Annotated in this window: 12 protein-coding genes; 9 read left to right on the top strand and 3 right to left on the bottom strand. The window is 59.1% G+C overall.

Features of this window, described 5'->3' with window-relative positions; genetic code table 11:
• Nucleotides 1-5 precede the first annotated feature (5 nt).
• The 7 genes from apaG to QWI20_RS24105 all read left to right on the top strand — a co-directional run bounded on the left by apaG (nucleotide 6) and on the right by QWI20_RS24105 (nucleotide 8,099).
• Nucleotides 6-386 (top strand): Co2+/Mg2+ efflux protein ApaG, encoded by a 381-nt coding sequence (gene apaG, locus QWI20_RS24135; RefSeq protein ID WP_192173106.1) that lies wholly within the window; start codon nucleotides 6-8, stop codon nucleotides 384-386.
• Nucleotides 386-1,267 carry a symmetrical bis(5'-nucleosyl)-tetraphosphatase gene (locus QWI20_RS24130; RefSeq protein ID WP_369307556.1) on the top strand — a complete coding sequence of 294 codons (882 nt, stop codon included), beginning with the start codon at nucleotides 386-388 and terminating at the stop codon, nucleotides 1,265-1,267. The genes apaG and QWI20_RS24130 overlap by 1 nt, the downstream gene beginning before the upstream one ends.
• A gap of 54 nt (nucleotides 1,268-1,321) precedes the next feature.
• Nucleotides 1,322-1,642: a thiosulfate sulfurtransferase GlpE gene (gene glpE, locus QWI20_RS24125; protein WP_369307555.1), complete on the top strand. Its 321-nt coding sequence runs from the start codon at nucleotides 1,322-1,324 to the stop codon at nucleotides 1,640-1,642.
• A 287-nt stretch (nucleotides 1,643-1,929) separates the two neighbouring features.
• On the top strand, nucleotides 1,930-3,852 hold the full coding sequence (locus tag QWI20_RS24120) for a PrkA family serine protein kinase (protein ID WP_192173109.1): 1,923 nt from the start codon (nucleotides 1,930-1,932) through the stop codon (nucleotides 3,850-3,852).
• 116 nt (nucleotides 3,853-3,968) lie between these two features.
• Nucleotides 3,969-5,240, top strand: coding sequence for a YeaH/YhbH family protein (locus QWI20_RS24115; protein WP_074886967.1), 1,272 nt, complete (start codon nucleotides 3,969-3,971; stop codon nucleotides 5,238-5,240).
• Nucleotides 5,237-6,799, top strand: a complete 1,563-nt coding sequence (locus tag QWI20_RS24110; protein WP_369307554.1) for a SpoVR family protein — start codon at nucleotides 5,237-5,239, stop codon at nucleotides 6,797-6,799. The genes QWI20_RS24115 and QWI20_RS24110 overlap by 4 nt, the downstream gene beginning before the upstream one ends.
• A gap of 70 nt (nucleotides 6,800-6,869) precedes the next feature.
• The gene (locus QWI20_RS24105) at nucleotides 6,870-8,099 is read left to right on the top strand and encodes a multifunctional CCA addition/repair protein (protein WP_369307553.1); all 1,230 of its coding nucleotides are present in this window, start codon (nucleotides 6,870-6,872) and stop codon (nucleotides 8,097-8,099) included.
• 58 nt (nucleotides 8,100-8,157) lie between these two features.
• On the opposite strand, the gene folK is transcribed toward QWI20_RS24105, so the two are convergent.
• Both folK and folB read right to left on the bottom strand, forming a co-directional pair.
• Nucleotides 8,158-8,685, bottom strand: coding sequence for a 2-amino-4-hydroxy-6-hydroxymethyldihydropteridine diphosphokinase (gene folK, locus QWI20_RS24100; protein ID WP_369307552.1), 528 nt, complete (start codon nucleotides 8,683-8,685; stop codon nucleotides 8,158-8,160).
• Nucleotides 8,676-9,029, bottom strand: a complete 354-nt coding sequence (folB, locus tag QWI20_RS24095) for a dihydroneopterin aldolase (protein WP_369307551.1) — start codon at nucleotides 9,027-9,029, stop codon at nucleotides 8,676-8,678. Before folB ends, folK begins: the two co-directional genes overlap by 10 nt.
• Before the next feature lie 74 nt (nucleotides 9,030-9,103).
• Between folB and plsY the strand changes: the two genes are divergently transcribed.
• On the top strand, nucleotides 9,104-9,673 hold the full coding sequence (gene plsY / locus QWI20_RS24090) for a glycerol-3-phosphate 1-O-acyltransferase PlsY (RefSeq protein ID WP_369307550.1): 570 nt from the start codon (nucleotides 9,104-9,106) through the stop codon (nucleotides 9,671-9,673).
• A gap of 46 nt (nucleotides 9,674-9,719) precedes the next feature.
• On the opposite strand, the gene tsaD is transcribed toward plsY, so the two are convergent.
• Nucleotides 9,720-10,745, bottom strand: coding sequence for a tRNA (adenosine(37)-N6)-threonylcarbamoyltransferase complex transferase subunit TsaD (tsaD, locus tag QWI20_RS24085; protein ID WP_369307549.1), 1,026 nt, complete (start codon nucleotides 10,743-10,745; stop codon nucleotides 9,720-9,722).
• 196 nt (nucleotides 10,746-10,941) lie between these two features.
• Here tsaD and rpsU point away from each other — a divergent pair, with 196 nt between their 5' ends.
• On the top strand, nucleotides 10,942-11,157 hold the full coding sequence (gene rpsU / locus QWI20_RS24080; RefSeq protein WP_002551877.1) for a 30S ribosomal protein S21: 216 nt from the start codon (nucleotides 10,942-10,944) through the stop codon (nucleotides 11,155-11,157).

The raw sequence follows: 11,157 nt of genomic DNA, 5'->3' as shown, positions 1-11,157 counted from the left end.
CTTGCATGTCTGATTCTCGTTACCAGGTCGACGTCAGCGTCGAGACCCGATTCCTAGCCGAACAGTCTCAGCCTGAGCAAAACCGCTTCGCCTTCGCCTACACCATCACTGTGCAGAACAACGGCGAGTTGCCAGCCAAGTTGCTGTCACGCCATTGGGTAATTACCGACGGCGACGGTCAGGTTGAAGAGGTTCGCGGCGACGGCGTTGTGGGCCAGCAACCGCTGATCCAGCCGGGACAAAGCCACACTTACACAAGCGGCACCGTGATGACCACCAAGGTGGGCAACATGCAGGGCACTTATCAAATGCTCGCCGAAGACGGCAAGCGCTTCGACGCTGTCATCGCTCCGTTCCGTCTGGCTGTCCCGGGGGCGCTTCACTGATGGCAGTCTACGCAGTCGGCGACCTGCAGGGCTGCCTTGAGCCGTTGAAGTGCCTGCTCGAACGCGTTGCATTCGAGCCCGGCAAAGACAAGCTCTGGCTGGTCGGCGACCTCGTCAACCGAGGACCGCAATCACTGGAAACCCTGCGTTATCTCTACGCCATGCGCGACTCGATCGTCTGCGTGCTGGGCAATCACGACCTGCACCTGCTGGCGGCCGGCCGCAATATCGAGCGGTTGAAGAAAGGCGACACGCTGCGGGAAATCCTCGAAGCGTCAGACGCCGTCGTGCTGCTCGACTGGTTGCGCCAACAGAAGCTGATGCATTACGACGCCGAACGCGACATCGCACTGGTGCACGCAGGTATCCCGCCGCAATGGACGCTGAAGAAAGCGCTGCGCTGCGCCGAAGAGGTGGAACAGGCATTGCGCGATGACAATCGCTTCGAGCCCTTTCTCGACGGCATGTACGGCAACGAGCCTGCCAAGTGGGACAAAGACCTGCAGGGCGTCACCCGGCTGCGCGTGATCACCAATTACTTCACGCGCATGCGTTTTTGCACCAGCGATGGCAAGCTCGACCTCAAGAGCAAGGAAGGCCTCGACAGTGCGCCGGCGGGTTACGCGCCGTGGTTCAAGCACAAGGAGCGCAAGACCAAGGGCGTCGGTATCATTTTTGGTCACTGGGCCGCACTTGAAGGCCGATGTGACGAGCCCGGGGTGTATGCGCTGGACACGGGCTGTGTCTGGGGCGGCGCCATGACGCTGCTCAACGTCGACACTCGCGCGCTGATCCGTTGCGAATGCGACGAGCGTGGCAACGCAAAGGTACCCGCCCCTGCGGCACTCCCCGTCAGCGAGCCGATTCCGCTGCAGCAGTAAATTCTCCCTACGTTCTCGACCGTTCGAGGACCCGACGGCCCAGGAGCCCGAGCCATGACTGACTTCAAACGCATTTCACCCGAACAAGTCCATGCCCTGCGCGAACAAGGCGCGGTGCTGGTGGACGTACGTGACGCGCAGACCTACGCGACCCAGCACATTCCGGATTCCCATCACCTCGACAACCACTCCATCGCCGACTTCATCCGTCAGGCCGATCTGGACAAACCGTTGGTCGTCCTCTGCTATCACGGCAACTCCAGTCAGAGCGCAGCGGCCTATCTTGTAGGTCAGGGCTTCTCCGAGGTCTACAGCATGGATGGCGGTTTCGAGTTGTGGAAAACCCAATTCCCGGCGGAAACCACGCAAGGCTGATCGAAAAATATTTTTGCTGGCCGCTATCCCGCGTCCTACGCGGGCTCGCGCCCTCATCTGACGAACGGGTATGCCCTGTTCATCTCCATCGCTTCTTTCTGTGCCCGAATCCGAACTACTCTTAGCCTCAGGCCATCCGAATCAGGGGAGAGCCGGTACACCGGCGCGTGGGTCATCGGTAGCTACTTTTATGGTGTTTGGGGGGTAATGGCAGCCGCGTGATCGGCTTCCATCCAGCATCAACTGACGATCCGCCGCCGGCTCCACGTATCGAGCGAGGTGACGTCATGAGTATTTTTAGCCACTTCCAACAACGCTTTGAATCGACACGGCAGGAAGAGCTCTCGCTACAGGAGTATCTCGAGCTCTGCAAAACCGATCGCAGCGCATACGCTTCCGCCGCAGAACGTCTGCTGATGGCCATCGGTGAGCCTGAGTTGTTCGACACGTCGACCAATTCGAGGCTGTCCAGAATCTTCTCCAACAAGGTCATTCGGCGCTATCCGGCGTTCGAGGATTTCCACGGCATGGAGGACTGCATCGAGCAAATCGTCTCGTACTTCCGCCATGCCGCCCAGGGCCTGGAAGAGAAGAAACAGATCCTTTACCTGCTCGGCCCGGTAGGCGGCGGCAAGTCGTCCCTGGCTGAAAAACTCAAGACGCTGGTCGAAAAAGTACCGTTCTACGCCATCAAAGGGTCGCCGGTTTTCGAATCCCCTTTGGGCCTGTTCAAACCCACCGAAGACGGGACGATCCTCGAAGAGGACTACGGCATCCCGCGCCGGTACCTGAACACCATCATGTCGCCATGGGCGACGAAACGACTGGCCGAGTTCGGCGGCGATATCAGTCAGTTCAAAGTGGTGAAACTCTACCCTTCCATTCTCAACCAGATCGCCGTGGCCAAAACCGAGCCCGGTGACGAGAACAACCAGGACATCTCGGCGCTGGTGGGTAAGGTCGATATCCGCAAGCTCGAGGAATACCCACAAAACGACGCCGATGCTTACAGCTATTCGGGCGCGCTGTGCCGGGCCAACCAGGGCCTGATGGAATTCGTGGAAATGTTCAAGGCGCCGATCAAGGTGCTTCACCCACTGCTGACCGCCACCCAGGAAGGTAACTACAACAGTACCGAAGGCCTGGGCGCGATTCCGTTCACCGGTATTTTGCTGGCCCACTCCAACGAATCGGAATGGCACAGCTTCCGCAACAACAAGAACAACGAGGCCTTCATCGACCGGATCTACATCGTGAAGGTGCCGTACTGCCTGCGGGTCAGCGACGAGATCAAGATTTACGACAAGCTGCTTTTCAACAGCTCGCTGGCCAAAGCCCATTGCGCGCCGGACACGCTGAAAATGCTCGCGCAGTTCACCGTGCTGTCGCGGCTTAAAGAGCCGGACAACTCCAACATTTATTCGAAGATGAGGGTCTACGACGGCGAGAACCTCAAGGACACCGATCCAAAAGCCAAGTCGATTCAGGAATACCGCGACAGCGCCGGTGTCGACGAAGGCATGAACGGACTCTCTACCCGGTTCGCGTTCAAGATTCTTTCGAAAGTCTTCAACTTCGACCCTCACGAGATCGCGGCCAACCCGGTCCACTTACTGTACGTGCTGGAGCAACAAATCGAGCAGGAGCAGTTCCAGGCTGAAACCCGCGAGCGGTATCTGCGCTTCATCAAGGAATACCTGGCGCCGCGCTACATCGAGTTCATCGGCAAGGAAATCCAGACCGCCTACCTCGAGTCCTACAGCGAATACGGTCAGAACATCTTCGACCGCTACGTGCTGTACGCGGACTTCTGGATTCAGGACCAGGAGTATCGCGACCCGGAAACCGGCGAAATCCTGAATCGCGTGGCGTTGAACGAGGAACTGGAGAAGATCGAAAAACCGGCGGGCATCAGCAACCCGAAAGACTTCCGCAACGAGATCGTCAACTTCGTGCTGCGCGCCCGTGCCAACAACAATGGCAAGAACCCGACCTGGCTGAGCTACGAGAAACTGCGGGTGGTAATCGAGAAGAAAATGTTCTCTAACACCGAAGACCTGCTGCCGGTCATCAGTTTCAACGCCAAGGCCAGCAAAGAGGATCAGCAGAAGCACAACGACTTTGTCACACGAATGGTCGAGCGGGGCTACACCGATAAACAGGTAAGGCTTCTTTCCGAATGGTACCTACGGGTCCGGAAATCGCAGTAAGGCAGCTGCAAGCGTCAAGCCACAGGCTGCAGGAAGCAAGCGCGTCATCTGCTATCCGGATAACCGCTTCTACCTGCAGCTTGCGGCTCACAACTTGAAGCTCCCCGGAGGGGCCTATGAGCTATGTGATCGACCGACGTCTCAATGGCAAGAACAAGAGCACGGTAAATCGGCAGCGCTTTCTTCGCCGTTATCGTGACCACATCAAGAAGGCAGTTGAAGAGGCCGTCAGCCGGCGCTCCATTACCGATATGGAGCATGGCGAACAGATCAGTATTCCGGGGCGGGATATCGACGAACCGGTGTTGCACCATGGTCGCGGCGGCAAGCAAACGGTTGTTCATCCGGGTAACAAGGAGTTCACCACCGGTGAGCACATCGCACGCCCGCAAGGTGGCGGCGGTGGCAAAGGGCCTGGCAAGGCGGGCAACTCCGGCGAAGGCATGGATGAGTTCGTGTTCCAGATCACTCAGGAAGAGTTTCTCGAATTCATGTTCGAGGACCTGGAGCTGCCCAATCTGGTCAAGCGCAACCTAAGCGGCACTGACACGTTCAAGACCGTTCGCGCGGGCATCAGTAACGAAGGCAACCCGTCACGCATCAACATCATCCGCACATTGCGCTCGGCACATGCGCGGCGTATCGCGCTGTCCGGCAGCAGCAGGGCCAAGCTGCGCCAAGTGCAGGCTGAGCTGGAACGCCTGAGGATCGAGGAGCCTGACAACTTCGGCGATATCCAGGAACTGGAAATCGAGGCCGCAAAACTTCAGGCGCGCATCCGTCGCGTCCCGTACCTGGACACCTTCGACCTCAAATACAACCTGCTGGTCAAACAGCCGAACCCCAGCTCCAAAGCCGTGATGTTCTGCCTGATGGACGTTTCCGGGTCGATGACCCAGGCCACCAAGGACATCGCCAAGCGCTTCTTCATCCTGCTGTACCTGTTTCTCAAACGTAACTACGACAAGATCGAAGTCGTCTTCATCCGCCACCACACCAGTGCGCGGGAAGTCGACGAAGAGGAGTTTTTCTATTCACGGGAAACCGGCGGCACCATCGTTTCCAGCGCATTGAAGCTGATGCAGGAAATCATGGCCGAGCGCTACCCAACCAACGAATGGAATATCTACGCAGCCCAGGCCTCGGACGGCGACAACTGGAACGATGATTCGCCCATTTGCCGCGATATCCTGATCAAACAGATCATGCCGTTCGTGCAGTACTACACCTACGTCGAAATCACCCCGCGCGAACATCAGGCGCTGTGGTTCGAATACGAGCGCATCGGCGAAGCCTTCGCCGACACGTTTGCCCAGCAGCAGCTGGTCTCTGCCGGTGATATCTATCCGGTGTTCCGTGAACTCTTCCAGCGCAGGTTAGTGACATGACCGCTAGAGAGCAGAAGCGCCAACCCCTCTCCACGGGTTCAGAGTGGACGTTCGAACTGATCCAGGCCTACGACCGGGAGATCAGCCGCATCGCCGAACGTTATGCACTGGACACATACCCCAACCAGATCGAGGTGATCACCGCCGAGCAGATGATGGACGCCTATGCGTCTGTCGGCATGCCCTTGGGTTATCACCATTGGTCCTACGGCAAGCACTTCCTCAGCACGGAAAAATCCTACTCTCGGGGCCAGATGGGCCTGGCCTACGAGATCGTCATCAACTCCGACCCGTGCATCGCCTATCTGATGGAAGAGAACACCATCTGCATGCAGGCGCTGGTGGTGGCCCATGCCTGCTATGGGCACAACAGCTTCTTCAAGGGCAATTACCTGTTCCGCACCTGGACCGATGCCAGTTCGATCATCGATTACCTCGTGTTCGCCAAGCAGTACATCATGCAGTGCGAAGAGCGCCACGGGATCGATGCGGTCGAGGATCTGCTCGATTCCTGCCACGCGCTGATGAACTACGGCGTGGATCGCTACAAGCGGCCCTATCCGATTTCGGCGGAGGAAGAACGCCGCCGCATGAAGGACCGGGAAGAGCACCTGCAGAAGCAGATCAACGATCTGTGGCGCACGATCCCGAAAAGTGCGAGCAAGAACGACAAAGAGGATTTCTCGCGCTTCCCCGCCGAGCCCCAGGAAAACATCCTCTACTTCATCGAAAAGCACGCCCCATTGCTGGAACCCTGGCAGCGTGAAGTGGTGCGCATCGTCCGCAAGATCGCCCAGTATTTCTACCCGCAGCGTCAGACCCAGGTGATGAACGAGGGCTGGGCCACGTTCTGGCATTACACCCTGATGAACGATCTGTACGACGAGGGGCTGGTGACTGACGGCTTCATGCTGGAATTCCTGACCTCCCACACCAGTGTTGTCTACCAGCCTGGCTTCGACAGTCCTTACTACAGCGGTATCAATCCCTACACACTGGGCTTTGCCATGTATCAGGACATCCGACGGATGTGCGAACACCCGACCGAGGAAGACCGCCACTGGTTTCCCGATCTGGCCGGCACTGACTGGCTTACGGCGGTGAAGTTTGCGATGAGCAGCTTCAAGGATGAGAGCTTCATCCTGCAGTACCTGTCACCCAAGGTGATCCGAGACCTGAAGCTGTTCAGCATCCTGGACGATGACCAGAAGGACGATCTCCTCGTGCCCGCCATCCACGATGAAACCGGCTATAAGGTGATTCGTGAAACCCTCGCCGCGCAGTACAACCTTGGCAACCGCGAACCCAACGTGCAGATCTACAGCATCGACCGTCGCGGCGACCGTTCCCTAACACTGCGTCATCAACAGCACGACCGTAAACCCCTCGGCGACTCCACGGACGAAGTGTTGAAACACCTGCACCGGCTGTGGGGTTTTGATATCCATCTGGAAACCCTGCAAGGCGACCAGATAATGAAAGTCCACCATGTGCCGCCGAGAAGCGAACACGCTGACAGTGAATATCCCCGGCTGGACCTGGCGGTCGTCCACTTATAGACCATGACTGTTTCCAGCCTCCGCGATCGCGACTTAAGGTTTATCCTGTCGCCCTCACGGAGGCTTTTTTATGCAGATTTATAAAGTTGGCGGCGCGGTACGCGATCGCCTGCTTGGCAAACCGGTCACTGACATCGACTGGGTAGTGGTGGGTGCGTCGACCGAGGAGATGCTGGTCAAGGGCTACCGCCCGGTGGGAACGGATTTTCCCGTCTTCCTGCATCCGCTGACCGGTGAGGAATACGCGCTGGCTCGCACCGAACGCAAGACCGGCAAAGGCTACGGCGGCTTTGTTTTTCACGCCCACCCGGACGTCACGCTGGAGCAAGACCTGATCCGCCGCGACCTGACCATTAATGCCATTGCCGAAGACAAAAACGGCCAGCTGACTGATCCCTATCATGGCCAGCAAGATCTCGAAGCCCGACTATTACGTCACGTTTCCCCCGCGTTCGCCGAAGATCCACTGCGCGTGCTGCGTGTGGCCCGATTTGCTGCACGCTATGCTCCCGACGGGTTCACCATCGCCCCGGAAACCCTCGAACTGATGCGCCGACTGAGCGGTTCGGGTGAACTGGAAGCGCTGACACCGGAGCGCAGCTGGAAGGAAATTTCCCGCGCGCTGATGGAAAAAGAGCCGCAGGTGTTCATCGAAGTCCTGCGCGAATGCGGCGCGCTGAAAGTGCTGATGCCAGAAGTCGACGCGCTGTTTGGCGTGCCTCAGCCGGAAGCCCATCACCCTGAAATCGATACCGGTGTGCACGTTCTCAGCGTGTTGCATCAGTCAGCCCTGCACCGCCAGCCGCTAAGCGTGCGTTGGGCTTGCTTGCTGCACGACTTGGGCAAGGGCCTCACCCCGCAAGAGGAATGGCCGCGCCACATCGCCCACGAGCACAAAGGGCTCAAGGCGATCAAGGCAATGAACCAGCGCTTCAAGGTGCCGAGGGACTGTCAGGAACTGGCGCTGCTGGTGGGCGAATATCACACCCATGGCCATCGCGCGCTGGAGCTGAAACCCTCGACCCTGCTGGATCTGCTGCAAAGCTTTGACGTGTATCGCCGACCGCAACGCTTCGAGGAGTTCATTGCCGCCTGCGAAATGGACGCCCGGGGCCGCAAGGGGCTTGAGGAGCGCACGTATCCGCAAGCCGAATATTTGCGCGGCGCTGCCGAAGCGGCGCGGCAAGTGGCGGTGCAGCCGCTGCTGGAGAAAGGTTTTCAGGGCCAGCAATTAGGCGAGGCGCTCAAGCGAGAGCGGCTGGATACGCTGAAGGTGTACAAGGCGTCGTATCAGCTTTGAGCCGCCGAGTTGGCTGCGGCTCAATCTGGTTGCCTGTTCGACGCCTGTCTGATGCTGATTACACGGCAGCCAGCAGGGTGGCCGGGGTGAGTGGCTCGCCGCGCCATTCGAAGGCAACCGGCCAGAGTTTCTGATCGATGTTCGCATCAGCCCACAGCTGGGCAAACGACACGCCGGCCTCAGGGTGCAGGCGATGCGGCGCGATCAGTGACAACGGCCACAGCACGAACGCGTTTTTGAGGATTTCGGCCCGGGGCAGGATCAGGCCGTCGAAGTTGCCGACCTGTTCGCCATACAGCAGGACGTCGATGTCCAGCGGCAGACCCTTGCGATCAGGGGCATATCGCCCGTTATCGGCTTCGATGAATTTGAGGCGGCGATCCAGTTCAGTCAGCGGCAGGTCGGTCAGCGCCGACACCACCAGATTGAAAAACGGCCCGCTCTTGATCCCCACCGGATGACTTTCGAACACGGGCGAGCAGGTCATGTCGGTCAGAAAGCCGGCAAGGGCGTCGAGGCCAGCGCACAGGTGACGCTCCCGCTCGATGTTGCTGCCCAGTCCCAGAAAAATCCGTGTCAGCGACATCCGCGCTCGATCTCCACCCCAACGCCCTTCGCCGCAGGCACGGCTCCCGGCTTGGTCAATTTGAGGTGCAGCCAAGGGATATTGAACTCGCTCATCAGCACTTCGGCCAGGCGCTCGGCGAAGGTTTCGACCAGTTGGAATTGGGAGACTTCAGCGAACGCCTGAATTCGCGCGTACACACTGGCGTAATCGAGCGCCTTGCTCAGGTCGTCGCCTGCGGCTGCAGGCCGATTGTCCCAGGCAAAACTCAGGTCCAGACGCAGGCACTGGCGAATGCCACGCTCCCAGTCGTACGCGCCGATGACGGTATCGACCTCCAGACCCTCAATGAAAACTCTGTCCAAGCCTGTTTCTCCGCTGCACGACAAGGGCGCAATGCGCCGTTAGAATCAAGGCAACCTCGCCCGGAATGGTTAGCATGTTTTGGTTACTGGCGGTCCTCGCCTACCTGCTCGGCTCACTGTCCTTTGCCATCCTGATCAGCCGTCTAACCGGTCGCCCGGACCCGCGCGCCAGTGGCTCGGGCAACGCCGGCGCCACCAACATGCTGCGTGTGGCCGGCAAAAAACTCGCCGTGTTGACCCTGATTGGCGACGTCTGCAAAGGCATGATCCCGGTGCTGATCGCCAGAGGATTGGACCTCGACCCACGACTGCAAGCCTGGATCGGACTGTGCGCAGTGCTGGGGCATCTGTTCCCGCTGTACTTCCGCTTTCGTGGCGGCAAGGGCGTGGCCACGGCCGCCGGCATGTTGCTGGCCTTGTATCCGCCAGCCGCCCTGCTCGCCATCGGCGCCTGGCTGCTGACGTTCTACCTCACTCGCACCAGCTCCTTGGCGTCCCTGATTGCCACGCCGCTCACCCTTCCGCTGCTTGCCTGGCAGGAACCCCACGCTTTGCTGCCGATGAGCGTATTGACGTTGCTCATCGTCTGGCGCCATCGGGGGAATCTACGCGACCTGTTTGCCGGGCGCGAACGGCATTTCTGAAGCGAACCCCGTCACAGCCCACCCGGGCGCTTGCACCGCTTTGCCATCAAAGACCTGGCAACTGCTCCATCGGCCAGCGCGCCTGAACCGTAATGCTCAGACTTTCCCTCTGCCCCGCCTGCAAACGCTGGCAGCCGGCAAAGGCGATCATCGCGCCGTTGTCGGTGCAGAACTCAGGTCGCGCGTAGTAGACATTGCCACCCAGGCCATCGAGCATCTGCTCCAGCGACAGGCGCAACGCCTTGTTCGCGCTCACGCCCCCGGCAATGACCAGACGTTTGAGCCCGGTCTGCTTCAGCGCGCGCTTGCACTTGATGGTCAAAGTGTCCACCACCGCCTGCTGGAAGGCCAGCGAGATGTCGCAACGAGTTTGCTCGCTGTCGTCCCCGGTGCTCTGGCACTGCTGCCAGGTGTTCAGCGAGAAGGTTTTCAGCCCGCTGAAGCTGAAATCCAGCCCGGGACGGTCCGTCATCGGACGCGGAAAGACAAATCGCCCGGCCACACCGGATTGCGCCAGACGGGAAATCTCCGGACCGCCAGGGTAATTCAGGCCCATCATCTTCGCGGTTTTGTCGAAAGCTTCGCCTGCGGCGTCGTCCAGGGTCTCGCCAAGCAGCTCGTAAAGACCAATGCCATCGACGCGAACCAGCTGCGTATGGCCGCCGGAAACCAACAAAGCGACGAACGGAAACTCAGGCGGATTTTCCTCCAGCATCGGTGCCAGCAGATGCCCTTCCATGTGGTGAACACCCAGCGCCGGAATGTCCCACGCAAACGCCAGAGCCTGTGCGCACGAAGCGCCCACCAGCAGGGCCCCGACCAGTCCAGGGCCGGCGGTATAAGCGACGGCATCGATCTCGGTAACGGCGCAGTCCGCCTCGGCCAACACCTGACGAATCAAGGGCAGCATGCGTTTTACGTGGTCACGCGAGGCAAGCTCCGGGACCACACCACCATAGACCCGGTGCAGGTCGATCTGGCTGAATAATGCATCGGCAAGCAACCCGCGTGCGCTGTCGTACAGCGCGACACCGGTCTCATCGCAGGAAGTTTCCATTCCCAGTACTAGCATGGGGTACGCCTTGTGGAGGCTGAATTCGAAGGCGCGCATAATAGTCGCCGCTCATGCCTGCGACCAGTGCTTTTCGATCAGAGGCTTTGCATTCCGCGAAGCAAGGGGTTAACATCCGCAACCCTTAAAAACCGACGTACTTAGTGCAAGCGTTGCAGTAAGCGTTGACCCCGGTAATGAATGAAGGTAGCTCTGGATGCCAGCCGTCAAAGTTAAAGAGAACGAACCCTTCGACGTAGCTCTGCGTCGTTTCAAGCGCTCCTGCGAAAAAGCCGGTGTTCTGGCTGAAGTTCGTAGCCGCGAATTTTACGAGAAGCCGACTTCTGAGCGTAAGCGTAAAGCAGCAGCTGCTGTTAAGCGTCACGCCAAGAAAGTACAGCGCGAACAGCGCCGCGCCGTTCGTCTGTATTAA

Source organism: Pseudomonas sp. W2-17, assembly GCF_041060445.1.
Classification (GTDB): Bacteria; Pseudomonadota; Gammaproteobacteria; order Pseudomonadales; family Pseudomonadaceae; genus Aquipseudomonas.
This window is presented reverse-complemented; position numbering and strand designations above follow the sequence as displayed.